Genomic DNA, 24,430 nt, shown 5'->3' on the forward strand with positions numbered 1-24,430 from the left:
AAAAGTTCTGACTTTTCATGACCTAACCCCATGTGGTTCACTTAGCCGATGCCACGACGTACCGCCGCGACCCTCGCCACGAGTGGCGAGGTGCTTGCCCTCATCCGCTCCGGTGAGGCCGTGACGCGGGCCGACCTGGGCCGGGTGACCGGCCTGTCGCGTCCCGCGGTGCAGCTGCGCGTCGGTGAGCTGCTGGAGCGCGGCCTCGTCGTGGAGCGCACCGACGCCCCGTCCACGGGCGGGCGGCCGCCGGTCCGGCTGGAGTTCAACGCCTCGGGCGGCGTGGTGCTGGTGGCGGCGCTCGGCGCGAGCCGCACCCGGGTCGCGATCTGCGACCTCGCCGGGAGCGAGCTGGCCGGGCGCGAGTTCGCGATGGACGTGGAGCAGGGACCCGACGTCGTGCTGCCGCTGATCATGGACACCTGGGACGAGCTGCTCGGCGACCGGCCGCGCTCGATGATCAGGGGCGTCGGGATGGGCGTGCCGGCCACCGTCGAGTTCGCGCAGGGCCGCACGGAGAGCGCCCGCGTGATGGCGTCCTGGACCGGCGTGGTGATCCCGCCGATCATCCGCGAGCGTTTCCCCGTCCCCGTGCTCGTCGACAACGACGTGAACGTGCTGGCCATCGGCGAGCACCGCGGCGCCTACCCCGACCTGGACGACCTGATGTTCGTGAAGGTCTCCACCCGCATCGGCGCGGGCGTGATCGCGGGCGGCGGCATCCTGCGCGGCGCGCTGGGCGCGGCCGGCGAGATCGGGCACATCCCCGTGCTGGACGGCGCCGGGGTGCTGTGCCGCTGCGGCAACACCGACTGCGTCGACTCCGTGGCCAGCGGCACCGCCCTGCTGCGCGACCTGCGCGCGGCCGGCAAGGACGTCAAGACGATCGCGGACGTGACGGCGTTAGTGCGGGCCGGTGACGCCGAGACGATGGCCATGGTCCGCACCGCCGGGCGCAGGATCGGCGAGGTGCTGGCCGGCGCGGTCAACATCCTCAACCCGTCGGTGGTGGTGCTCGGCGGCGACGTGGCCGAGGCGTTCGGGCCGCTGGTGTCGAGCATCCGCGAGGTCGTCTACCGCCGCTCCACCGCCCTGGCGACCCGGCGCCTGCGCATCGAGCCGAGCCGGCTCGGCGCGGGGGCGGGCATCAGCGGCTGCGCGGTGATGGTGCTCGACCACGTGCTGTCGCCGGAGGCCGTCGACGAGATCATGACGGTCTCGACCCTGCGCCGCGTCTCCAGCTAGAGGTCCCACCGCGGCTCGTCGCTCTCCCGGACGAGGCCGTCTGCGCCGAAGATCAGATACCGGTCCATGTCGGCCGCGAACCACCGGTCGTGGGTCACCGCCAGCACCGTCCCCTCGAACGCCTCCAGCCCGCGTTGCAGCGCCTCCGCGCTGGCCAGGTCCAGGTTGTCCGTCGGCTCGTCGAGCAGCAGCAACGTGGCCCCGGAAAGCTCCAGCAACAGGATCTGCAGCCGGGCCTGCTGCCCGCCCGACAACGTCTCGAACGGCTGCCCGCCCGCCGGCGCCAGCTCGTAGCGGGCCAGTGCCGCCATGGCCTCGTTGCGGGTCATGGCGTGCTCGGTCATCACCACGTCGGCCGCCGCCCGGCCCTTCAGGTCGGGCCGCAGGTGGGTCTGCGCGAAGTGGCCGGGCGTGACGCGGGCGCCCAGGCGGGCCGCGCCGGTGTGCGCGATCGGCTCGCCGGCCAGCAGCCGCAGGAAGTGGGACTTGCCGGTGCCGTTCATGCCGAGCACGCCGACCCGCTCGCCGTACCAGATCTCGGTGGAGAACGGCCGCAGCAGCCCCGTCAGCTCCAGCTCCTCGCAGATCACCGCCCGCTTGCCGGTACGCCCGCCGCGCAGGCGCATGCGCACGTTCTGCTCCTTCGGCGCCCGCTGCGGCGGCCCCGCCCGCTCGAAGCGCTCCAGCCGCGTCACCGCCGACTGGTACGCCCCCGCCAGCGCGTCGTTGTTCGCCGAACGCTGCCGCAGGATGTGCACCAGCCGGCGCAACCTGGCCCGCTCGTCCTCCCAGCGCTGCCGCAGCTCCTCCAGCCGCTCCCTGCGCCGCCTGCGCGCCTCGGCGTAGCTCGCGAACCCGCCGCCGTGCACCCACACCGTGCGGCCCTCCACGGTGACGATCCGGTCGGCCGCCTCGGCCAGCAGCTGCCGGTCGTGCGAGACGAGCAGCACGGTCTTGGCCGATCCCCTGATCGCCTGCTCCAGCCACTGCTTGCCCCGCACGTCCAGGTAGTTGTCCGGCTCGTCGAGCAGCAGCACCTCGTCGGGGCCGCGCAGCAGCGCCTCCAGCATGAGCCGCTTCTGCTCGCCGCCCGACAGCGTGGCCACGCTCCTGTCCTTGATCGCTTGGTACGGCAGCCCCAGCGCCTCGGTCGCGCACACGTCCCACACGACCTCCAGCTCGTAGCCGCCCGCGTCGGCGTAGTCGGCGATCGCCTGGGCGTAGGCGAGCTGGGCGGGCTCGTCGTCACGCGCCGCGAGGGCCGCCTCGGCGGCGGCGAGTGTGGCCGTGGCATCCCGCATCCGTTGCGGGGCCACGTTCAGCAGCAGGTCGTGCACGGTGCCCTCGCCGAGGAACTGCCGCATCACCCCGATGCCGCCGCTGCTCGCGATCCGGCCGTCGGCGGGCTGCAACTCGCCCGCGATCAGCCGCAGCAGCGTGGTCTTGCCCGCGCCGTTCGGCCCGACGAGCGCCGCCTTGGCCCCCTCGCCCACCTTGAACGACGTCTCCAGCAGCAGCGGCCGTCCGTCGGGCAGCAGGTACGTCACCCCGCTCGCCTCGACATGTCCCATCGCCGGCACCTCCTCGACCATCGTTCTACTACTAGACCATCGATCCGGTCACTCGCACAACGTATTATCAGGCCCGTGGAGAACGTGTGGTCGCGCCCCCGCAAGGCGCCGAGACAGACGCTGACGCTGGAGCGGATCGTGGCCGAGGCGGTCGCGCTGCTCGACGAGGAGGGCGCGGACCGGCTCACCATGCGCCGCCTGGCCGAGCGGCTGGACACCGGCTCGACCACCCTCTACTGGCACGTCAAGACCAAGGACGACGTCCTGGACCTGGCCCTGGACGCCGTCTTCGGCGAGGTGCGGCTGCCGGACCCGGCCGCCGGCTGGCAGGCGGCCGTGCGCGAGCTGATCGGCGGGTGGCGCGCGGCCCTGCTGCGGCACCCGTGGTCGGCCACCATCCTCGACCGCCCGCTCATGGGCCCGAACGCGCTGGAACGCACCGAGTTCCTCTACCGGACGCTGACCGGCGCCGGCTTCGCCGCGCCCCAGGCCGCCGCCTACAGCCTGTCCAACTACGTCATGGGTTCGGTCATCATGCAGGTCACCTGGCAGGACCAGGACGGCGAGGACACCGGCGCGTTCCTGCGCGAGCGGGCCCGTCGCTACCCGGCACTGGCCGAGCACGGGCTCGACCACGCATGGGACGCCACGTTCGACGAGGGCCTCGGCTATCTCCTCGCCGGCATGGAGCAGGCGCGGAAAACGGGAACCGGCCGGCTCCAGTGAGCCGGCCGGTGTCCAGGTGCTCGCGGAGCTCAGGAAGCGATGTCCGCGCCCTCCCTGGCCTGCTTGGGCAGCAGCAGCCCGACCGCGAAGGTGGCGGCGATCATCCCGGCCGCGACGCCCAGCGTGGCCTGCGCCGAGCCGGTGCCGAAGTAGACCGTGCCCAGCAGCGCCAGCCCCAGCGCGCCGCCGACCTGCTGCAGCGCGGTCAGGGTGCCGGATGCCGAGCCGGTCTCGCCAGGCTCGACCGCGGCCATCACGATGCCGAAGTACGGCGTCATGATCAGGCCGCTGCCCAAGCCGGTCACCGCGAGCATCGGCGCCAGCTGCCACGGGGAGACGCCGGGTGAGGCGACGGCGATCACGCCGGTCACCCCGAGCGCCATGACGACCGCGCCGGCCAGCAAGACCCGGCGCCCGTGCCGCTGGAGTGCCTGCGCCACGCCCATGCCCGCGATCATGCCGAGCGACGAGGGGACGCCGGTCAAAGCGGCCTTGAGCGGGGAGTATCCCAGGCCGAGCTGCGTGTAGAGCCCGATGACGAAGAAGGCCCCGGCGAACGCGGCGAAGTAGATGGTGCCGGTCGCCATGCCGGACACGAACGCCCGCTTGCGGAACAGGCTCGGCGCCACCAGCGGGTCGCCGCCGCCCGCGGCCTTGCGCCGCTCGTACGCGGCGAAGAGCCCGAACACCGCGCCCGAGGCGGCCATCATGGCGAACGACCAGGCCGGCCACCCGTGCTCCCCGCCCTGCACCAGCGGGAACACGATGAGCACGGTGCCCGCCGAGGCCAGCAGCGCCCCAGGAAGGTCGAGCCGCACGCCCCGCGTGGGTCGTGAGGCGGGCAGGAAGCGCAGCGCGGCCAGCGCGGCGACGGCGCCGATCGGCAGGTTGATCACGAAGATGAGCCGCCAGTCGACGCTCGTCAGGGCTCCCGCCAGGATCGGCCCGCCCACCGCGGACAGTCCGATGACCGGCCCGAACAGCCCCATCGCCGTCGCCAGCTCCTTGGGCGGGAACATCTCCTTCATCAGCCCCATGCCCTGCGGGATCATGGCCGCCCCGAACAGTCCCTGCACGATCCTGGCCGCGATGATGGTCTCGGGCGAGAAGGCCAGCGCGCACAGCAGCGACCCGGCCGTGAACCCGGCGACCCCGATGAGGAACATGCGCTTGCGGCCGACGATGTCGCCCAGCCGCCCGCCGGTCAGCAGACCCGCGGTCATGGCCAGCGTGTACGCCGCCCCGAGCCACTGGATGAGCGAGGTGCCGCCGCCGAGCTCGGCGCGCATCGTGGGGCCCGCGATGTTGGTGACGGTGGCGTCGAGCAGCTCCATCACCGAGCCGGCGAGAATCACCGCGAGCGCGGGCCAGCGCCACCTGTAGGGCGTCGGCTCGACGGGCGTGTGCACCGGCCGGATGTCGAGGGCGGTCATCTCTGCCTCCTGGATCGGAACGGCTTGTTCTGTTCCGATAGTAGCAGAACGGAATGCTTCATTCCATAGCTGTGTCCCGAAGAATTGCCGGCTTACCTCTTGGCGCCCTGTGTCTTGTCCGGATTCTGTCCCGGAGGCTGCCGCGTCCGGCCGGGCGGGGTGTGCGCCGTCCCGGTCGCCGCCGGAGCGGTCGCGGACGGGGCCGGCGTCGTTTCCTCAGAGGTGGGCGTGGCGGACCGGCTTGTGCTCGGCCGCACGGCCGCCCGGGTACGCGTGGGCGTCGGGGTGGTCGAGCGCCGGGGAGCCGGCGTGGCCGACGCCCTGACCGGCGCCGTGGCCGTGACCGACGTGATGGGCCGGGGCGTCTGCGACGCCGTCGAGCTCGACTTGGTCGCGACCGGCACGGACTTGTCCGGGTCGCCCGCCGGCCACTCGACAGCGTCCAGCCGTGTCGTGCTGAACGAGCCGCCGATCAGCACCGCGGCCATGGCCAGCATCAGTGTGCCGAGCAACACTCCCACGATGACCAGCACACGCCTGCGCCGGCCGCCCTGGTCGGCGGACACCGCCGTGGCCGATGATCGATGCGCTCCACTCACGCAGCAATGCTAGAGACGCGAGAGCACCCCTATGGCCTATGTAGACCTATGTCCGTTTAATCCACATCGAACCGTGATCAACAGGAGCACAGCAGGCCGCGCAGGGCCGTCTCCAGGCAGCGGCCGGACTTCGCCGGGACCGGCCAGGGAAAGCGCACCAGGGACTCGTCGACCCGTACGGTGGCGCCGAAGCGGTCCAGCTCCCACAGCCACACCTCGCCGGCCGCCTCGCCCAGTTGCCTGGACACCCCCGCGGTCAGCTGCGCCCGGTGGGCGGCGTTGACGTGGGCGAGCACCCGCTCGGCCGTCTCGGTCAGCGGGTCGGGCGATGCCCCCAGGTAGTCGTCGGCGTCCAGCAGCCCCGACTCCTGCCCGGTCAGATAGACCACCTGGCCCACGTCCAGCCGCAGCAGCCGGGGCGCGTCCCGCTCCCCGAACCGCTCCAGCGCCTCGAACAGGCTCTCGTCCGCGCTGTGCGCGGCCACCGCCACAGCCGCGGCACGCGCCTCGCGCTCCGGCACCGCTTCCGCCCAGCCCTGCACCTCGAGCAGCCCACGCGGGTGGGTGACGTCGCCCAGCTGCCGCATCGCCGTGAGGTTCACCGCGGCCACGGCGTCCTCGCGCACGCCGTGCAGCGGCTCGCCGGGCAGCACCAGCAGCACGGGACGGCCGCGCCCGTCCACGCCGCCGCGGGCGGGGGAGGGGGCGCCGTCGACGGAGAGCTTGGCGACGCTCGCGGTCGCGGCGAGAGTGCGGACCCGCTCGGGGATCGGCAGCATGACGACTCCAAGAAGCTGATAGGTTAGCCTTACCTAAGTAAGGAATACCTAATCACATTGAGGTGAACGTGCGCTACACCGGTCCCAAGGTGCGACTGTCGCGTCGCGCGGGCGTCCCGCTGACCAGGAAAGCCGTCCGCTACTTCGAGCAGCGCCCCTATCCGCCGGGCGAGCACGGCCGTAAGACCAACCGCCGCACCACCGGCGACTACGGCCTGCGGCTCATGGAGAAGCAGAAGCTGCGCTGGTACTACGACGTGTCCGAGCGGCAGCTGCGCCGCTACTGGGACCTCGCCGTACGCAAGTCGGGCGCGTCGGGCGCCGAGCTGGTGACCTTGCTGGAGAGCCGCCTGGCCTCGCTCGTGCTGCGGGCCGGCCTGGCGCCGTCGATCTACGCCGCCAGGCAGTACATCAACCACGGGCACATCGCCGTGGACGGCCGCAAGGTGGACATCCCCAGCTACCTCGTCAAGCCCGGCCAGGTCGTCACGGTCAGGGAGCGCTCCCGCACGATGCAGCCGTTCGTGGCCGCCGCCGAGGGCATCTACGCCGATGAGCGCACCGCCGCCTACCTCACTGTCGACCACGCCGACCTGCGCTTCACGCTGACGCACCGGCCCGAGCGCGAGCAGATCGTGGTCCCCGTCGACGAGCAGCTCGTGGTGGAGTTCTATTCGCGGTAGCCGTGAGTGATCCGGAAGAGCGTCACGCCAGCCGGTTAGAGCTGTTCTTCGACCTGCTCGTGGTCGTGGCGGTGATCCAACTGCCCATCGGCTGGAGCATCCGGCGGCGTGGCCATTTTCGTGGTCCTCTCCTACGCCGTGTGGAGCGTGTGGACCACACTGACGCTCTACTCCAACGTGCACGGCGAGCGCACCCGCACGCGCAGCATGCTGATCGGCATCGCCTAAATGGCCGCCGCCGCTGCGGCTGGCGTCGCGCGCGTGGTGGCGCCCTGCGTCGTGCGCGACGGCTCGTCCATGGCCGCATACATCTTCTGCAGGATCAGCGCCTGGCGCACCCTGCAGCGGGCCGGTACGGTCATGACCGCCTGGCCCGTGGCCCAGCTTGGCGCGAGCTGATGCCCCGTGGATTGTCTCCGTCCGGGTGGAGTCGTCGCCGTGGCGGTACGGGCCTACGGGGCCGACGACTCGGGCCGTTCCTGACCATCATGTTCGGCGAGGCCGTCATGCAGGTCGTGATGGCCTCGTCGGGGCAGTCGTGGCGGCCTGCAGGCGAGGCTGGCAGCACTGGTCGGGTTCAGGCTGGTCGTCTGCCCGTGGTGGCTCACATTCCGGTACGGCGTGACCACCGTGCCATTCGTGCCGGAGTGTGGGCTGCGGGCGTGCATGGCCCTGCCAGCGCACTTCGCCATGACTGCGGGCATCATCGCGACCGCGGCCGGGGTGGGTGTGGTCACCGCCGACCCTTCCGCGCATCTGCACGGCGTGGGGTGGGTGTTGGGCGGCGGGCTGGCCGTCTGCTTCGCCGCCTCCAAGGCGCTTGGCATAGCGATGGTTGCCGAGCGGTGGTGGACCTGGGGTGGGCGGTTCCCCCATGCCCACCCTGCTCGAGCGGCCGCACTGTCCGGCCTCATCGAGGGCTGGATGGTGGTGGCGTTACTGCTGGTCGTGGCCTTGTGGCGGGTGGCCTACCGGTTGCGGGGCGGCTCAGTCGCCAGCCCGACTGCCGCGTAGCTCTGCGATTTCCTTGCGTAATTCGGCAAGTTCCTCCAGGATCCGCTCGGTGTGCGCCGTGGTGTCCTCGATCGCGGCCAGTTCCTCGGCGTTCTCCTCGTCCATGGCGTTCACCACGACGGCCATGAACAGGTTCAGCACCACGAACGTGCAGACCAGGATGAAGACGGTGAAGAAGATCCACGCCGACGGGTGCTCGGCCATCACTTCCCTGGCGATGTTGCCCCAGTCGTCGCCCGTCATCGTCTGGAAGAGCGTGAACAGCGACGTCGGCAGACTGCCGAAACGCTCGGGATCGGTCTGTCCGTAGAGCTTGGTGGCCATGACCGCGGCCACGTACAGCACCAAAGCCAGCAGCACGACGATCGAGCTCATTCCCGGCATGGCCCGCAGCAGTGCCGACACCACCCGGCGCAGGCTCGGAACCACCGATAGCAGCCGCAGAGCACGAAGGATGCGTAGGGCGCGCAGCACCGACAGACCGCCCGACGAGGGCGCGAAGGCGATGGCCACGATCATGAAGTCGAAAATGTTCCAGGGGTCGCGGAAGAAATGCCAGCGCTCGACGTAGAGCTTGGCCAGCATTTCGGCGGCGAAGATGTAGAGCGCGAGGTGGTCGACCACGGTGAGCAGGGCACCGTGCCGCTCCACGACGGCTGGGAAGGTCTCCAGGCCCAGCGTGGCCGCGTTGACCAGGATGACACTGACGATGAACCGCTGGAAACCCGGGTGGGTCAGGATGGCTTGGGTGCGTTCACGCATGGACTGTTGATCATATCCGCTATGAAATCCTACCTAAGCGTCTGCCGTGATCTCGTGGTGGCGCTCTTCGGGTTGGTGGCGACGGCTAGGCCGCGGGCAGGATAATTCTGCCCGGCCGTTCGCGTCGGTGAGGCGCCCCCTAATCTTGTTGTCTCGCGACGCTGCCGAGGCTTCACGTGCTGCAATGCGATGGGTGGCTGCCGGTTTCCAGCCAGGTGGGTCAGGGCGGGCGGGCATCATGTCGTTCACGTGTTCTATCCGGCAGGGCCCACGTGCTGGTAGTCTTGTGGTTACTTAGGGTGAAACCCAAGCGGGACGGGGGTCCGGGTATGCGGGCGTGCCGGTCGTCGAGCATGGCCGGACGGCGGCCGATCCTGGCACTGTTGGTCAGCGGCTGCTCCGCAACAGGGCCGGTGGATGAATGAGTAAGCTCACCGCGACTGCGACGTGCACCGCCCACGGCGCGATCGTGGAGCAGACCGGTGAGGTCCTCCCGCAAAGTTTGCTGGCCCAGCGGGTGGCTTGGCTGGCCGGCCTGGCGCAGGACCGGACTACCGATATCGTGGCCGCCCGGTGGAGCAAGGCGGATCTGGACGCGCTGTGGTCCGGGGTGGGGCTGGACGGGCGGGCGTTGCCGGCCAAGGGCTGGATGGCTGTGCGGCGGCTGGGCTGGGGCGTGAGGCCGGCGCCGGGCGTACATGTGTGTGATCGTGTGCTGCGCTGCGCCCAAGAGCAGGCGGCCCGGCTGTTGCGGCTGGCGCTGCACCGCCGGGCGGTGGTGGCGGCGATCGTGGCGACCTGGCCTCGCGGCCCGCGTAGGCGGACCGAGGCCGAATGGGCGGCGTTGCGGGCGGTGTTGCCGGACGGGGTGGGTGCGGCGGAGATCCGCAATCGCACGCGGCAGATCCGCGCCTATCGTGATGCGCACGGCGGCGTGCTGCCGGCGGATTTGACCGCGCTGGAAGGGCCTCCGGGGTGTGCGGCGCAGATCGTGCTGGCCGCGGCTGACCGGCAACTGGCCACCTTGGAGCGGACCGGTGAGCGCAGCGCCCGGCTGCGGGTGAAGCTGCCCGTGATCGCCTGCCCCGCGTCCGGAAGGGATTGGGCCTGGCACCTGCTGCCCATCGCCCTGCCGCCGACCGTCCCGGCGGAGGCGAAACTGTGCTCCCCCGCCCTGCGTGTGCACAACGGCCGGGTGCGGGTCGATCTGCCGTTCCAGACCCCGATCGCTGTCGCGCCCGCCACCGGTCATGTGATCGGGTGCGGCTTCGACTGGGGGCTGAACACCCTGCTCACCGGCACGATCGGACGTCTGACGGCCGGCGGTCGGGTCGTCACGGATGGGAGGCCGCTGAGCTACGACGCGAGCGGCGTGTCGGCCAAGCTGCACCGGCTGCGGGACCAGCGCGAGCACCTGGCCGCCAAGAAACAGCATCAGGAACGGCTGGTGGCCGGTATCACGCCCGCCGACCCCCGCGTCGCCGAACTGGCCGCGGCGTATGAGGTCATCGGGGTGGAGCATGAGCGGGTGTGCGCGCGGATCCGGCGCTTGAACAAGGCGCTGGCCTGGTCGGCGGCCCGCTGGGCAGTCGACCAAGCCCTCGCCGCCGGGGCGACGGTGATCTACCTGGAGGACCTGGCCACGCTGGAGGCGCGCGGGCGCCGGGGACGGGCGAACGCACGCCTGTCGGGACAGGTACGCGGGCAGGTCGTGGAGGCGATCCGGCATCTGGCGGCCAAGCACGCGATCGCCGTGGTCACCGTCCCGGCCCGCGGCACCTCCCGATACTGCCCCCGCTGCGGTGACGGCACCTCGGTGCTGACGCATTGCCCGGCTCCCGACCGGCTCGCCGAGAAAGGCTGGGCGTGGGCCTGGTGCCCGGACTGTGACCTGTCGTGTGATCGGGACTGGGCGGCGGCCGAGCGCACGGTGCCCGCCCCCGTCCCCGGCACACCCGGGACGGGACAGCGTCCGGCGGGCCAAGCACCCCAGACGACCCGCCCACCCGCGGGGCGCACAGGGCTTGTACGCGATGCTCAACACCGGACCGGCTTCCACCGCGTCGCGGCCACCCCCGTACTCCCCCTGGGACCGTACGCGAACGGCCCGCCACGGCCACGCCCGCCCGATTTGCCAGAAAGTCTGAGGTAAATACAGAGAATCGCAGACGCTCCTAGAGGGATCGGTATAGCGCAGCAACATGATCAAGGCGGAGCTGTGGTATAAAACGGCGACTATGTCCTATCCCGATTACGGACCTTCGTACTACGGCCCGCAGCCCCACACGCATCCCAACGGGACCGCCATCCTGGTGCTCGGCATCCTGAGCCTGGTGGTGTGCAGCTTCCTCGGGCCGTTCGCGTGGTCGATGGGCACCAAGGCGCTACGCGAGATCGACCAGAGCGGCTACCTCTACGAAAACCGCGGCCACATCCAGGCGGGGCGCATCTGCGGGATCATCAGCAGCGTCCTGCTCATGCTCACCGTCGCGTTCCTGGTCTTCGCCTTCGGTATCGCGCTGATCTCCGGAGGCTTCTCCAGCAGCTCCTAGCGGCCCGGGCCGTAGTCGCCGAGCCCCGACTCCAGCAGGTCGAACGCCTTCTCCGCCTGCTCCCTGAGATCGGGGCCGATGGTCTCCCACCCCTCGCCGGCGAGCATCCTGGCGACCGCGTGGCCGGTCAAGATACGCGTGGTGTTGAGGATGTGCGCCGCCACCAGCCGTGGTGAGAGGTCGTCGGGGGAGGCGTCCAGCTCCTCGGCCAGCATCCGCGCCAGCCCCTCCTCGCGTTCCTCGTGGATCTGCCGCAGCCGGGCGACCAGCGCGGGGCTGGCGCCCACGATCCTGGCGAACACGTCACTGCCGAGGTTGAGCCCGTGACGCCAGTGGCGGGTGTCGATCGCGTCGAGGTAGTCGCGCCGGAACGCCCGCACCACGCTCTCTCCCGGCTCCCGCTCCCGCAGCACCTTCTGCGGCAGGTCGACGGCCATCTCCTGGCGGTCGGCGAACAGGTCCTCCTTGGTGCTGAAGTAGTTGAAGACCGTGTTGACCGACACGTCGGCGGCCCGCGCCACCTCGGCCACGGTCACGTTGTCGAACCCCCGCGCCATGAACAGCCCCATCGCGATGTCCGCGATGCGCTCCCTGGTCTCGCGCTTCTTCCGCTCCCGCAGCCCTTCCCGCATAGGCCCATGCTATCGAACTTGCAGTGACTCCAAAATTGTGGTTACCTCAATTTTGGAGGCGATGAAATGATCAAGACTTCAGGTCTGACGAAGACTTTCGACGGCGGCGTGGAGGCTGTCAAAGGCGTCGACATCACGGTGGAGCCCGGCGAGATCGTCGGCTTCCTCGGCCCCAACGGCGCCGGCAAGACCACGACCATGCGCATGCTGACCACCTTGCTCAAGCCCACGTCGGGCACCGCCACGGTGGCCGGCCACGACCTGCTGGCCGACCCCGAGGAGGTGCGCAGGCGCATCGGCTACGTGTCCCAGGGCAGCGCGGTGACGCCCTGGGCGCCGCTGCAGAAGGAGCTCGAACTCCAGGCCATGCTCTACGGTCTGAGCCGCCAGGAGGCCGCCGCCAGGACCCGCGAGGTCCTGGACCTGCTGGAGCTCACAGGACTGGAGTCCAAGCCCGCCGTCGCGCTGTCCGGCGGCCAGAAGCGCCGCTTCGACATCGCGTTCGCCCTGCTGCACGACCCCGCGCTGGTCTTCCTCGACGAGCCCACGACCGGCCTCGACCCGCAGAGCCGGGCCAACCTGTGGGACCACATCCGCTCCCTGCGCTCGGAGAAGGGCATGACGGTCTTCCTCACCACCCACTACCTCGACGAGGCCGACGCCCTCTGCGACCGGCTGCTGATCATCGACCATGGCCGGATCGTGGCCGAGGGCGCCCCGGCCGAGCTGAAGACCGGCGGGCGCACGCTCGACGACGTGTTCCTCGACATCACCGGCAGGTCGCTGCGTGAGGAGGTGGGCGCCTGATGATGCGCGACACCTGGGTGCTGTTCCGCCACGGGGTGGGCGTCACGCTGCGGCAGAAGCTCGGCATCATCATCGGCGTGCTCCAGCCGCTGCTGTTCCTGGTGCTGTTCGGGCCCATCTTCACCACCTTCGGCACCTGGGAGACGCTGGTGCCCGGCCTGATCGTCCAGCTCGGGCTGTTGAGCATGGGCCTGGCCGGGTTCGGGGTCGTCTTCGAGAGGCAGTCGGGCGTGCTGGAGCGCATGCGCGTCACCCCGGCCAGCCGCCTGGCGCTGCTGCTCGGACGGGTGCTCAACAACGCGGTCACACTGATCATCCAGACGGTGCTGCTGCTGGCGGTGGCCTTCGCCTTCGGCCTGCGCGCCCCGGTGCCGGGGCTCCTGGCCGGGCTCGTGCTGATCGTCGTGCTCGGCATCAGCCTGGCGGCGCTGTCGTACGCGATCGCGCTGACGATCAACGAGCAGCTGTTCGCGCCGGTGATGACCACGGCGGTGGTCCCGCTCGTGCTGCTGTCCGGCTCCTTCCTGCCGATGTCGATGGCGCCGGGCTGGCTCGACGCCATCTCCCACATCAGCCCCTTCCGGTACGTGCTCGAGGCGCTGCGCGACCTGTTCCATGGCCACTACCTGACCGGCACCGTGGGCGCCGGCGTGGCGGTGACCGCGGTCTTCGCCGTGGTCAGCCTCACGATCGGGACCCGCGTGTTCAACCGCGAGAACGCCTGAGCTCCTCCTCAGGCACCTTCCGGAAGGATCGTCGGCCCGAGGACGGCGATGTGCCGTGGGCGGGGCTCAGGCCGCGCTCTTGGCCCGTCGCCGGAGCGCGGCCATGATCCCGGCCGGATCCACGGTTCCGTACCCGTAGTCGTAGTCGAACCCCACCTCGCTGCGGTCCTCCGCGGTACGCCGCAGCAGCGCCCGCAGCTGGGCAGGCGACAACGCGACCGCCGGCCACCGGGTACGCACCGCCGCCACGAGCCCGGCCACCACCGGCGTCGCCGCCGACGTCCCCGAGTCCGGCTGATCCTTTCCGAACGCCGCCGACCCCAGGAAATGCGTGTACCCGCACACGTCCGGCTTGCGGGCGGTCAGCCGCCCCGGCCCCTGCGAGGAGTAGCCCACCCGATCGCCGTTGACGTCGATGCCGCCGATCGACAGGACCTTCGGGTGGGAGTTGGCGCCCACGATGGGCCGGTCGGGATAGGCGCACCGGCCGTCCGGGCACTGCCGGCTGCAGTTGCCGGCCGCGAACAACACGTCGGCCCCCGCCCGGTCCAGGGCGGCCACCATCAGGTTGAACGGGTGGGCGGCGTTGTCGGAGTAGTTGCCGGGATGCCCGACGGGGAAGTCCCACTCAGGCGAGAACGACCCCCATGAATTGCTCACGACCAGCGCCCGCGAAGCCTCCGGCTGGGCGTCGAGCACGGTGCGCAGGTGCGCGAACGCCGACACCGCGTCCGACAGCAGCCCGTCGAGCGCGGAACCGCCCGGCCGGGTGGACAGCAGCAGCGGGATGTCGATCAGCGAGGCCTGCGGGGCGGCGATGAGGGCGTCGAACGCGCACATCGTCCCATGATCGACCTCGAACTCGCCCGGCTTGCCCGACACCCCCGGCGGGCTCCAGCACCGGTCGGCGTCGAGCGTGACGCCCCTGCCGAGCTGCCTGGCCGTGTGGGCGGCGTTGACGCCGGTGTCGAGCACGGCCAGCGCCACCCCCGCGCCGTCGAGCCCCTCGGCCTGCAGCCCGGCCACGTTCAGCAGCCGCTCGACGTCTCGCCAGTTGCCGACCGGCGGGTCGCCGCCGCAGGTCGGCGTCGATTCGATGACCGGGTCGGAGAAGATCCCCACCACGTCCGGCCTGAGCGTGGGCAGCAGCGTGACCCTGGAGGCCAGCTCGTCGTCGGAGATGGTGCCGCGTACCAGCACGGAGGCGTCCTCGGCGGCCAGCGAGAAGTCGAGCGGCTGGTTGAGCGAGAGGGGATCGCCGCCGGCCGTGGGAACCGGGCGCGGCACGGCCACCGGCACGAAGGCCGTGTCGAGCTCGACCCCGGGCAGGCCGTCGGCGACGTCGGCCGTGGTGGCTGTCTGGCCGGGGTCGGCCACCGCCGCGACCAGATCGGGGGAGGGGCGCAGCTGGATCAGGACACGCATGTGTCACCACCGAATGTTCTCTGGAGGGAAGGAACCTCCCAACATTCCTTCATCCGGGGGCGCGCGTCCAGTGGATTCCAGGGGTTGTGACCTGCGAGAACTCCCGAATCGGAGCGAAGCGGACGACTTTTTCTGGGCCGTTAGGCTCAGGGGATTGCCTACGATCCTTCCAGCTTCCCCACGAACGCCCCGAGCCGCTTCCGCCCCTCCGGCCTGGCCTCGCCGTCGCCCCTCGTCGGACGAGACGACGGCCGTGGTCCACCGCTGGACGTCCGTACGGTCGGCCGCGGGCAGGCCGAGCACGTGTCAGATGGTGGCAAGCTGCAGCCCTTGCGATCCGGGGCATTCGACCCGTGACATAAACAATTAACCTGACTATGCGTCAAGGTGTTATGCGGGCGAACAGCGAATACCGGTCACGCCAGCGCGCGTTTGCGGGGCAGCAGGGCCAGCGCGCCGATGTAGAGAACGGCGGCCACGATGAGCAGGCCCTTGTAGCCGATCACCAGGGCCGCGTATTCGAGGCAGCCGCCCACCATCGCCCCCAGCAGGTTCGCGCCGAAGGAGGTGGTCGCGTCGGCCGTGTCGGCGAAACGTTTGGCGAAGACGACGTTCGCCGCGAAGATCGGCAGGAACGCCACCGTCACGGCCGCCACCGCGCGCAGGGGCAACGGCAGGGACAACAGCCACGCGTTCGGGACCAGCCAGGCCAGCAGCAGGCCCGCGAGCAGGATCCCGTACATGACCGGCAGCGGCGGGATGCGGAAGCGGCGGGTCACCTCGACGGCGGCGAGCACCGCGACCAGCACCCCGGCGAAGACGATGGCGTTGACCACCCACGTGGTGCCGAACAGCAGCGCGAACCCGGTCACGCTCTTGGTCTCCAGCAGCATGAACGCCACGCCGAGCAGGAACAGGTCGGCGTACGGCCGCATCCGCTGGTACGGTCCCGCGACGACGCGGACGGCCAGCAGGCTGACGATGAGGATCAGGGTGAGCGTGATGATGTAGATCGGCGGGATCGTGGCGTCGTGGAGGTAGAGGAAGGGCCGGTCGTCGTCGGCGGGCGGCGGGGTGCCCGCGGCGGCTCCGGGCCAGGCGGTGGCGCAGCGCTGGTCGGCCGCGGTCAGGCCGGCGGTGATCACGGCCTGCTGACCCGCGGTGCTGACGACGTCGACGCACGGCTTGTGCCCGAAGGCCTGCTGCATGGTCGAGGCCAGGCGGTCGACGAGCCAGCTCTCGCGGTAGTAGTTGTACATCGAGAACGTGCCGCCCGGATTGAGGTGCTCGCGGGCGGCCCGCATGGCCTCCTCGGTGAACAGGTAGCTCTCCAGCCGGAGCGAGCTGGCCCCGGAGACGAGGGTGAGCGAGTCGGGCAGGGCGAACAGGATCAGGTCGTACTTGTCGCCGGTGCGCTCCAGGAAGGCGCGGCCGTCGGTGATGTGGGTGGTGACGCGGGGGTCGTCGTAGGGCCGGTCGGGGTGCAGCGAGCCGCCCAGTTCGCGCAGCTTGGGGTCGATCTCGACGGCGTCGACGTGGCTCGCGCCCTTGGACAGCGCGATCGCCACGTCGGTGCCGCTGCCCGCGCCGACGATGAGCACGTTCTTCGGGGGTTTGGCGGTGCGCTCGTACGGCAGCCCGTACTGGCGCTCCCACTGCAGGCGGGCGGCGGCGGGCACGGCCTGCTGGTGCGGGATGCCGTTGACGGCGATGTCGGTGACGCCGACGCCGAGCTGCTGGAACTGCCGGTAGGTGACCTTGTAGTACGGCGACCAGATCGCCCCGGCCGTCAGCGTCTCGGCGAGCAGCAGCCCCACCACGACCAGGGAGGGCACGGTCACCAGGCCCAGGTAGAGCGCGCGCGGCCGCGGGACCAGCAGCATGCCGTAGCAGATCGCGGCGATCAGGCCCCAGAAGACGGGCGGCGCGCTCAGGAACGACAGCGCCGTGAACGCCGCGATGCCGGTCAGGCTGCCGATCAGGTCGTAGCGGTAGGCCTCCAGGCGCGGCAGCTCGGGAAAGCAGCGGCCGACGAGCTCGGCGGGCCCCATGAGGATCAGGGCGGCGGCGCAGAAGATGACCGGCAGGATCAGCCACGCGGGCGGCCCGCTGGTGGACAGGCTCGTCCAGTACAGGACGCCCTCGGTGTTCCGGTCCACGGTCACCGGGAAGGTCAGCACGACGACGGCCAGGACGGCGAGCACGATCGGCGAGTAGTACGGCTGCCGCCGCGAACGCCCCACGCGCAGGAACCCCAGCCCGATGCCGAGGAACGAGCCGAGCAGCACGAAGTTGGTGAAGTAGCTGAGGTGGACGATGTTGGACCCGGTCCACCGGATCAGCGCCAGTTCGAGGAAGAGCATGAAGGCGCTGGCGAGGATGAGCCTCGGCCGAACGGCCAGCCAGTGAGCCTTCTCTTCGCCATCGACCGGCTTGTGCGCCTGGAGCGTCATAGGACATTCTCCGTGGATACTCCGGCCTTAAGACCGGGGAGGAAATGGACTCCCGCGTAACGGGGCAGGGAAAGGCGGTTCGCCGTCAGGGTGCGCACCGGCAGGCCGGTCGCCGTCAACGCCGCATACAGCGCCCCGCGGATGACGAAGGGGGTGTGCCGGGCCACCGCCGCACGCCGCGATTCCAAGCTCCGCCGCTGAGGAAGCGCGGCGGAGTGGATCCGCTGACGGGTGTCCAACGTAGCCACCAAGGTCACCTCCCTATGCGTGGTGGCCGGGTCTGGTCACTCAGGGCCCCGCACCGTTTGAGATAGGGAGCACGTCATGGCCTGTAGGCCGAGGAGCGAGCGACGCTGCCTCACCGCAGTGACGGACCGAAAAACGGGAGCGTCTCTGATCAGTTATGCGATCCTACGCCAGTCCTGGTGTCTGGAATCGTTTCCCACAGTCCGCGAGTGAGGAATGGCGACGCAAGGCGCGGCCAGGAACGAGCGCGGAAAGGTCACCGCCGCGCAGGCAGGGGGTGCTCGTGCCCGCGGCTTCCTCTGACCGTGTGACGGTCAGAGGCCGCAGAGCTCGTCCAGGGACTTGGCGCCGGCCTTCTGGCTGTTGCGGGTCGGGGTCTGCGTGGGGGAGGCCGCGCGGGTCTGCGTCGGCGTCGCCCCCGTGACGCTGGGCGAGGCGCTGACGCCGGCCGTCTGGGCCTGCTTGCGCGGGCGCATCGAGTCGTTGATCGCCTTCTTCGCGGCCAGGCGGATCTTCGCCCAGTCCGCGCTGCCCGGCCAGAACTCCGGCGGCACGAACTGCAGGCTCGTGATCTTGGCGTCCTTGACCTTGACGGCTACCTGTACCAGCGGCTGCACGAGCGGCTGCGGGATGTTCGTCTGAGCCATGCGCTTGGCCGCGCCGGCGATCTTGCCGAAGTTCGTCAGAATGACCGTGGGCGTGGCCTGCTGGGCGAAGGCGCCGATGACGCAGCGCTGGCGGCCCATGCGGGAGAAGTCGTCGCTGTTCACGCGCGAGCGGCCGTACCAGAGGGCCTGCTCGCCGGTCAGCTTCCGGTAGCCCGCCTTGATCGTGCCCGCGGTGCCGTACAGCCCGCCCCACTTGATGTCCTGCTCGACGCGGATCTTCAGGCCGCCGATGGCGTCGACCAGCGCCGCGAAGCCGTACATGTTGATCATCGCGTAATAGTCGATCTTCAGGCCCAGGGTGTGGCCGATGGCGTCCATCAGCGCCCGCGGACCCTTGTTCTTGCCGCCCATGATGTCCGGGTGGTCGTTGGCGTACTGCCAGACCTCGTTGAGCAGGCCGCCGTTCGGCAGCTCGGCCATGAAGCCGTTGGGGAACTGCCGGGCCAGCGGCGAGGTCGACGGGAAGCGCACGTGCTGGAGGTTGCGCGGCAGGCTGAACAGGACTGTGTTGCCGGTCTTGACGTCCACGCTGGCCACCGTCATGCTGTCGGTCCGCACGCCGGTGCGGTTGCCCGCCGCGTCGCCGCCGACGAGCAGGAAGTTCACCCGGGTCCGGCCGCCCCACGGGTCCTCGGAGTTCTGCGCGATGGGCGGAACTTCGGAGTCGGGGCCGGAGGGGAAGACGGCCTGGAGCGCGCCCCGGGCGGTCCCCACGGTCTGGGCGACCAGCGCGAACGGTGACATGACCGCCACGCACAGGACGCCCACCACGATGCCGGTCACCATCTGGCCCTGCTGGTCGAGCCGGTTCGGGCCGAGCACCACGTACGAGACGACCAGGAGCGCGAACCAGGCGAGTCCGAGCGCCGAGGCGACGACGATCACCGTCACCATCATGCCGGTGTCGGCGAAGGCGGTGAGGCTGTCCAGGAGGTTGTCCCGGGTCAGGGCGTAGGCCAAGACCCCGAGCAGGATCACGGCGTACAGGCTGACGAGGATCATCCCGGTACGGCGGTGCCCGGCGCGCAGATGTGCGGCGCCGGGCACGAGGGCGGACAGAGCGGTCCAGCCGAGCACGGAGGCGGTCGTCAGCGGCTTGGCGAAGCGCGGGGCACGTGACCCGGGCGCCGGACGCGGACGGCGCGGGGGGCGCTGTTTCCTGCCTCCCGGCACGGTGTCGACCCCATCGCGCTTCCTCACACCGGCTCCTTCGCACGCCTACCAGGCAAAACTATCCTTTGCCCCCCGTTTGGGCACAAGATTGCCAGGATTCTAGTCGCCATATCTGGACATCAGAGACATGTGCCCAAGCTGAGATGAACACCACGTAACCATCAGGAGGTCGTTGAGGACGGCGCCAGCCACGTGTTGCACTGGTATGCCTTGCTCTTCTCCCACCCCTGCCGGAACCAGCGATTGTTGTTCAGCGGCGAGCCGTGGTCGCGCGGATAGCCCGGATAGTCGCCCACCTGGCCGTAGAACCGGAACAGCTGCCTGCGGTCGGCCATGCTCACCGGGTACGACGCCGCCACCGACCGCATCCACATGCCGCCGAAGCAGGTGGCCTGGAGCTCCAGCCTCCGGCTCAATGCCAGCTTGCCGCTCTGGCTGGAGGAGTCCAGCGTGCTGCTCCACCAGGAGTTCAGCAGCCCCGTGATGTTCTGGACGTGGTGGCCGTACTCGTGGGCCATCATGCTGACGATCCCGCCGTGCCAGCTGATGATCTCGCCGTAGCCGCGGGCGTTGCCGTTACCCCGGGCCATGGCGGAGGTGGAGGCGTAGATCGTGCTGTTGCGCGGGCAGTAGTACGGCACGATGTTGCCCGCGTGCGGGTAGTCGCCGCAGGCGCCCCGGCCGCGCCTGGACGCGATCGCGTAGCCCGGCGGGCGGAACGGGATGCCCTGCTTCTGCAGGATCGGCCCCCACGCCCGGTCCATGCACTTGCCGGTCTTCAGGATCAGCGCCTTGAGCTGGCTGTGGTTGAAGATGCTGGCGTTGCCGGCCGGGCAGTTGAGCCGCGGCAACGCGCCCGCCCGGTAGACGGTGTTGTTCCTCAGGCTCGTGTTGAGCGTGACCTTGGGCTGCGTCTGAGGCTCCTGGCTCTCCCGCTGCGTGGGCCGCGTGCGCGTGGGGAAGGGCTCGGGATCGTCGGTCTCGCGTGACGGCGGCTCGTACGACGGGATCGCCACCGGGTTCGTCGTCTCCGACCGCGACGAGGACTTCAGCAGGGCCGCTCCGACGATGATCAGCGCGAACAGCGCCGCCATCGACCCGAACACGATGCCGAGCACCCCGGCGACGCCCATACCCGACTTCCTGCGCGGCGCCTGGTGCCATTGCCGCGGCGGCATCGGCGGAGGGGGCGGCGGAGGCGGGGGAGGGGCGGGCTGCCGGTACTGTGGCCCGTACGCCGGCGGTGGCGGCGCCGGGACGTGCTGTGTGTACGGACGCGTCAGCCCGTCGTGCGGCGGAGGCCCCTGCGGGTAGTGCGGTCCTTGCGGCGGGGGCCCCTGGGGCGGAGGTGCCTGGGGCGGCGGCGCGTACGGGTTGCCGCCCTGACGTTGCGGCTGGCGGTAACCCGGCGGCGGCCATGGTAACGAGGGAGGCCGCTGGGGTTGCCCTGGCCCCTGTGGCGGGGGTGGATATTGCCCGTTCCCTGTCACCGTGTATCCCCGTTCACCCGGTTGTCTGGAATGCCTAGCCTTGCGCCGCGACTTGACGGACCCTTGGCAAATTTGGGGCAAAAGCATACTGATGTATCACCCGTCACGGATGTAGCAGTGCTCGGTTACAGTCCGAAATCATTCGAGGTGATCTCGGTTATCTCCCCATCCGCGGAGCGGGCGGTGTCCTAGCTTCTTTGGCATGAATCTCCAGCAGCTCCGCTATGTGGTCGCGACTGCGGAGCACCGCACCATGACCGACGCGGCCAGGTCGCTCTACATCGCGCAGCCTGCGCTGTCCCGCGCGATCCGCGATCTCGAGCGCGAGCTCGGCATGACACTGTTCGCTCGTTCCGGCCGTGGCGTGGTCGTCACCGCACAGGGCCGCCGGGTGGTCAAGCTGGCCAGGGAAGCGCTCGACGCCGTTCACGAGATCGAGGGCCTGGCCAACCACAGCGGCGTCAGCGAGGCGGAGCTCCGCATCGCCTCGACGCCCAGCCTCGAGGCCGGCCTCGCCGGGCGGTTGTTGCCCGCCTACACGGCCGAGCACCCGGGCGTGCGCGTCCAGATCGTCCGTTGCGACGGCCGAGAGGGCGTCGTCACCGCGATCCGGGATCAACGAGCCGATCTCGGGCTCACCGATCTTCCCGTGCCCGCCGACCTCGTCACGCATCCACTCGAACGCCAGGAGATCGTGCTGATCTCCCCACCCGGGCTCGATCTGCCCAATCCGGTGCCCATGGGCAAGCTGCACGGCATGCGCCTGGCGCTGCCGGCCCGCGGCAGCACCCGGCGCAGGGAACTCGACGCGATGTTCGGCAAGTACGCGGTCACCCCGGTGGTCGTGCTCGAAACCGACGAGCGCAACGGCTGGCTGAACGCGGTACGCGCCGGCCAGGCGTCCCTGCTGTGGTACCGCGGCATGGCCGAGCAGGCCAGTCGCGCCGGACTGGTGGTGCGGTCGCTCGAACCCGCCGTACGCCGCGTCATCGCCGTGGTGCACGCCCGTCGCCGCCTGCCGCTGATCGCCCAGGATTTCCTGGCCACCGCCGAAAAGGGGACAGCTGCCTGACCACTTTTCGGAACGCTCCATGACCCCCCGTCCACCCCCCGAACCGCACTGACGCATTGGGCCCGGAAGCACCGAGCCCGAGGGGCCCGGCGACGACGCCGTGCCCCTGAGGGCCGCCGATGACATGAGGCGCCCGCCCAGCTCCCCATCCTCCGCACCTCGCCGGAACCCGCCGGCGTGCCCCCGCCGTGACGGCCGTTGGCGGGCGCCCGCTCAGCGGGACACGGGAAGCCGCACCACGGCCCGCAGGCCGGGCGCGGCGTCCTCCAGAGCGACCGTGCCGCCGTGCGCCCGCACGGTCTCGCGGACGATCGCCAGCCCCAGCCCGGCGCCGCCCTCGTCCCTGCTGCGCCCGGAGTCGAGCCTGGTGAAGCGGTTGAACACCCGCTCACGGTCCTGCTCAGGAATGCCGGGACCGTCGTCGGTCACGGTCAGCACGCCGTCGGCCGTCAGCGCCACCTCCACCTTGGAGGCGGTGTGGCGTACCGCGTTGTCCATCAGGTTCGTCAGCACCCGGCTGAGGTCGAGCGCGTCGCCGCGGACCACGACCGGGTCGCAGACGGTCAGCCGGGCCTCGGCATACCTGTCGACGGTCTGGCGCACCACCTCGTCCAGATCGACCGGCTCCCGCCTGGCCGGCACGCCGCCGCGCTCGTCCAGGCGCGCCAGGGCCAGCAGGTCCTCGGCCAGCCTGGACAGCCGCATCGCATCCTCCAGCACGCCCTCGGCGGTCTCCTGCCAGTCCTGGCCGTCGGGGTGGCCGAGCGCCACCTCCAGTTGCAGCCGGATGCTGGCGAGCGGGCTGCGCAGCTCGTGCGCGGCGTCGGAGACCAGCGCCCGCTGGCGCTGCTCGGCCTCTTCGAGCCGGGCCAGCATGCCGTTGAGCGTGGTGGCCAGCGAGTGCACCTCGTCGCGCGACTGCGGCACGGGCAGCCGGCGCGACCTGGCGGTGTGCGTGATGTCGGCCGCGCCCTTGCGCAGCGCGGCGATCGGGTGCAGGGTCCGGCCGATCATGAGCCAGCTGGCCACGGCCAGCAGCACGAGCAGTGCGGGCGTGCCCACCAGCAGGACCCGTCCGGCCGTGGCCAGGCTGGTCTGGATCTCGGTGATGGGCCTCGCCGCCACCACCGTCTGCCCGTGGTCCGCGCTGAGCACGATCACCCGCAGGAACCCCGGGATCGCGTACGGCCGCCCGTCCAGCAGCCTCGCCTCGCCCTCGCGCAGCGCACTCGCCCTGGCCTGGGCGTCCAGCAGCGGCACGAGCCGGTCGGCGCCGTACGTGACGTGCGTGATCCGGCCCTGGGCGTCGATGACCTGCACGATCGTGCCGTCGTGGGTGGTGATCGGGCTGGTCAGCGTGCCGGCGTCGGCGGCCACCCGCACCGCGTCCGCCTGCCGCCTGGTGCTCTCGTCCACGGTGTCCATCAGGGCCCTGTCCAGCACGCTCAGCAGCACCGACGCCGACAGCGCGAGCGCCAGCGCGAGCACCGCGGCGGCGGCCACCGTGAGCCTGAACCGCAGCCCCTGCCGCCGCCACCACACCAGCGGGGAGTGCGAAGGGAGCGGAGCTCCCGAGCTAATAAGATCAGCCACCGTCGCCCGCCAGCCGGTAGCCGGCGCCGCGCACGGTCTGCAGCGCGTTCCTGCCGAACGGGGCGTCGATCTTGCGGCGCAGGTAGCCGACGTACACCTCGACCACGTTCGGGTCGGTGTCGAAGGTGTCCCACACGTGCTCCAGGATCTCCGACTTCGACACCACCTCGTCGCGCCTGCGCAGCAGGAATTCCAGCAGCGCGAACTCCCGCGGCGTCAGCTCGACCGAGGTCCCGGCGCGCTCCACCTTGCGGCGCGCCGGGTCCAGCGTCAGGTCGCCGGCCGCGAGCACCGACGGCCGCCGCCCCGCGTCGCGCCGCAGCAGCGCCCGCAGCCTGGCCACCAGCACCACGTACGAGAACGGCTTGGTCAGGTAGTCGTCGGCCCCCAGGTCGAGCCCGTCGGCCATGTCGTACTCGCCGTCCTTGGCCGACAACATGAGGATCGGCACCCAGTTCTCCTCGGCACGCAGCCGCTTGCACACGTTGTAGCCCGACAGCCGGGGCAGCATGATGTCGAGCACCACGACGTCGTACTCTCCGTGCCTGGCCGCGTGCAGCCCCTCCTCACCGTCGTGGGCGAGGTCCACCGCGAACCCCTCAGCCTGGAGCCCCCGCTGGAGCGCGGCGGCCATGCGCCGCTCGTCCTCGACGACAAGTACTCTCATGTGGCGATTCTCCCGTTCCTGCGCTGAGACGACGCTGAGAAGACTGAGAGCCGTCTCAGACAGTCTCAGGTCTGCCACAGGATGCATGACGCAGGCTCTGAGCATCGACATACCG

The 24,430-nt window shown here is 70.5% G+C and carries 22 protein-coding genes; 10 read left to right on the top strand and 12 right to left on the bottom strand.

Features of this window, described 5'->3' with window-relative positions; genetic code table 11:
* Positions 1-48 precede the first annotated feature (48 nt).
* Positions 49-1,245: an ROK family transcriptional regulator gene (locus EDD27_RS12895; protein WP_127932647.1), complete on the top strand. Its 1,197-nt coding sequence runs from the start codon at positions 49-51 to the stop codon at positions 1,243-1,245.
* Here EDD27_RS12895 and EDD27_RS12900 read toward each other — a convergent pair.
* Positions 1,242-2,816 (bottom strand): ABC-F family ATP-binding cassette domain-containing protein, encoded by a 1,575-nt coding sequence (locus EDD27_RS12900; protein WP_127932648.1) that lies wholly within the window; start codon positions 2,814-2,816, stop codon positions 1,242-1,244. The genes EDD27_RS12895 and EDD27_RS12900 overlap by 4 nt on opposite strands.
* Before the next feature lie 75 nt (positions 2,817-2,891).
* Here EDD27_RS12900 and EDD27_RS12905 point away from each other — a divergent pair, with 75 nt between their 5' ends.
* Positions 2,892-3,542 carry a TetR/AcrR family transcriptional regulator gene (locus EDD27_RS12905; RefSeq protein ID WP_127932649.1) on the top strand — a complete coding sequence of 217 codons (651 nt, stop codon included), beginning with the start codon at positions 2,892-2,894 and terminating at the stop codon, positions 3,540-3,542.
* A gap of 29 nt (positions 3,543-3,571) precedes the next feature.
* Here the strand turns inward: EDD27_RS12905 and EDD27_RS12910 are convergent, their stop codons facing one another.
* From EDD27_RS12910 to EDD27_RS12920, 3 genes are all read right to left on the bottom strand, one after another.
* Complete coding sequence (locus tag EDD27_RS12910; protein WP_127932650.1) at positions 3,572-4,975, bottom strand: MFS transporter; 1,404 nt, start codon at positions 4,973-4,975, stop codon at positions 3,572-3,574.
* 92 nt (positions 4,976-5,067) lie between these two features.
* Positions 5,068-5,574: a hypothetical protein gene (locus EDD27_RS12915; RefSeq protein ID WP_127932651.1), complete on the bottom strand. Its 507-nt coding sequence runs from the start codon at positions 5,572-5,574 to the stop codon at positions 5,068-5,070.
* 77 nt (positions 5,575-5,651) lie between these two features.
* Positions 5,652-6,353 carry a DUF2470 domain-containing protein gene (locus tag EDD27_RS12920; protein WP_127932652.1) on the bottom strand — a complete coding sequence of 234 codons (702 nt, stop codon included), beginning with the start codon at positions 6,351-6,353 and terminating at the stop codon, positions 5,652-5,654.
* A gap of 68 nt (positions 6,354-6,421) precedes the next feature.
* Between EDD27_RS12920 and rpsD the strand changes: the two genes are divergently transcribed.
* The 3 genes from rpsD (at position 6,422) to EDD27_RS12930 (ending at position 8,050) form a co-directional block, all read left to right on the top strand.
* Positions 6,422-7,036 carry a 30S ribosomal protein S4 gene (gene rpsD, locus EDD27_RS12925; RefSeq protein WP_127940647.1) on the top strand — a complete coding sequence of 205 codons (615 nt, stop codon included), beginning with the start codon at positions 6,422-6,424 and terminating at the stop codon, positions 7,034-7,036.
* 261 nt (positions 7,037-7,297) lie between these two features.
* A complete protein-coding gene (locus EDD27_RS54130) occupies positions 7,298-7,435 on the top strand; it encodes a hypothetical protein (RefSeq protein WP_164903597.1) in 138 nt (45 codons plus the stop codon).
* Between the two features lie 222 nt (positions 7,436-7,657).
* Positions 7,658-8,050, top strand: a complete 393-nt coding sequence (locus EDD27_RS12930) for a hypothetical protein (RefSeq protein WP_164903598.1) — start codon at positions 7,658-7,660, stop codon at positions 8,048-8,050.
* Here the strand turns inward: EDD27_RS12930 and EDD27_RS12935 are convergent.
* A complete protein-coding gene (locus EDD27_RS12935; protein WP_127932654.1) occupies positions 8,024-8,812 on the bottom strand; it encodes an ion transporter in 789 nt (262 codons plus the stop codon). The two genes, EDD27_RS12930 and EDD27_RS12935, sit on opposite strands and share 27 nt — an antisense overlap.
* 421 nt (positions 8,813-9,233) lie before the next feature.
* Here EDD27_RS12935 and EDD27_RS12940 point away from each other — a divergent pair, with 421 nt between their 5' ends.
* Together EDD27_RS12940 and EDD27_RS12945 are read left to right on the top strand one after the other, a co-directional pair.
* On the top strand, positions 9,234-10,964 hold the full coding sequence (locus tag EDD27_RS12940) for a zinc ribbon domain-containing protein (RefSeq protein WP_127932655.1): 1,731 nt from the start codon (positions 9,234-9,236) through the stop codon (positions 10,962-10,964).
* An 85-nt stretch (positions 10,965-11,049) separates the two neighbouring features.
* The gene (locus EDD27_RS12945) at positions 11,050-11,364 is read left to right on the top strand and encodes a DUF4190 domain-containing protein (protein WP_127932656.1); all 315 of its coding nucleotides are present in this window, start codon (positions 11,050-11,052) and stop codon (positions 11,362-11,364) included.
* On the opposite strand, the gene EDD27_RS12950 is transcribed toward EDD27_RS12945, so the two are convergent.
* Entirely contained in the window at positions 11,361-11,996 is a 636-nt protein-coding gene (locus EDD27_RS12950; protein WP_127932657.1) for a TetR/AcrR family transcriptional regulator, read from the bottom strand. The two genes, EDD27_RS12945 and EDD27_RS12950, sit on opposite strands and share 4 nt — an antisense overlap.
* Before the next feature lie 66 nt (positions 11,997-12,062).
* Between EDD27_RS12950 and EDD27_RS12955 the strand changes: the two genes are divergently transcribed.
* Both EDD27_RS12955 and EDD27_RS12960 read left to right on the top strand, forming a co-directional pair.
* Entirely contained in the window at positions 12,063-12,803 is a 741-nt protein-coding gene (locus tag EDD27_RS12955; RefSeq protein WP_127932658.1) for an ABC transporter ATP-binding protein, read from the top strand.
* Positions 12,803-13,528, top strand: coding sequence for an ABC transporter permease (locus tag EDD27_RS12960; RefSeq protein ID WP_127932659.1), 726 nt, complete (start codon positions 12,803-12,805; stop codon positions 13,526-13,528). Before EDD27_RS12955 ends, EDD27_RS12960 begins: the two co-directional genes overlap by 1 nt.
* 66 nt (positions 13,529-13,594) lie before the next feature.
* Here EDD27_RS12960 and EDD27_RS12965 read toward each other — a convergent pair whose 3' ends face one another.
* From EDD27_RS12965 to EDD27_RS12980, 4 genes are all read right to left on the bottom strand, one after another.
* Positions 13,595-14,953 (bottom strand): S8 family serine peptidase, encoded by a 1,359-nt coding sequence (locus tag EDD27_RS12965; RefSeq protein WP_127932660.1) that lies wholly within the window; start codon positions 14,951-14,953, stop codon positions 13,595-13,597.
* A gap of 416 nt (positions 14,954-15,369) precedes the next feature.
* Complete coding sequence (locus tag EDD27_RS12970) at positions 15,370-17,406, bottom strand: spermine/spermidine synthase domain-containing protein (RefSeq protein ID WP_127932661.1); 2,037 nt, start codon at positions 17,404-17,406, stop codon at positions 15,370-15,372.
* 560 nt (positions 17,407-17,966) lie between these two features.
* Positions 17,967-19,520, bottom strand: a complete 1,554-nt coding sequence (locus EDD27_RS12975) for an LCP family protein (protein ID WP_127932662.1) — start codon at positions 19,518-19,520, stop codon at positions 17,967-17,969.
* Between the two features lie 134 nt (positions 19,521-19,654).
* On the bottom strand, positions 19,655-20,626 hold the full coding sequence (locus EDD27_RS12980) for a neutral zinc metallopeptidase (RefSeq protein WP_241564000.1): 972 nt from the start codon (positions 20,624-20,626) through the stop codon (positions 19,655-19,657).
* 559 nt (positions 20,627-21,185) lie between these two features.
* Here EDD27_RS12980 and EDD27_RS12990 point away from each other — a divergent pair.
* Positions 21,186-22,055, top strand: a complete 870-nt coding sequence (locus EDD27_RS12990; protein ID WP_127932664.1) for a LysR family transcriptional regulator — start codon at positions 21,186-21,188, stop codon at positions 22,053-22,055.
* 213 nt (positions 22,056-22,268) lie between these two features.
* Here EDD27_RS12990 and EDD27_RS12995 read toward each other — a convergent pair whose 3' ends face one another.
* Positions 22,269-23,648, bottom strand: a complete 1,380-nt coding sequence (locus EDD27_RS12995; protein WP_241564001.1) for a sensor histidine kinase — start codon at positions 23,646-23,648, stop codon at positions 22,269-22,271.
* Positions 23,641-24,315, bottom strand: a complete 675-nt coding sequence (locus EDD27_RS13000; protein WP_127932665.1) for a response regulator transcription factor — start codon at positions 24,313-24,315, stop codon at positions 23,641-23,643. Before EDD27_RS13000 ends, EDD27_RS12995 begins: the two co-directional genes overlap by 8 nt.
* Between the last annotated feature and the right edge of the window lie 115 nt (positions 24,316-24,430).

It is taken from the genome of Nonomuraea polychroma, assembly GCF_004011505.1.
In the GTDB taxonomy this organism is placed as follows: domain Bacteria; phylum Actinomycetota; class Actinomycetes; order Streptosporangiales; family Streptosporangiaceae; genus Nonomuraea; species Nonomuraea polychroma.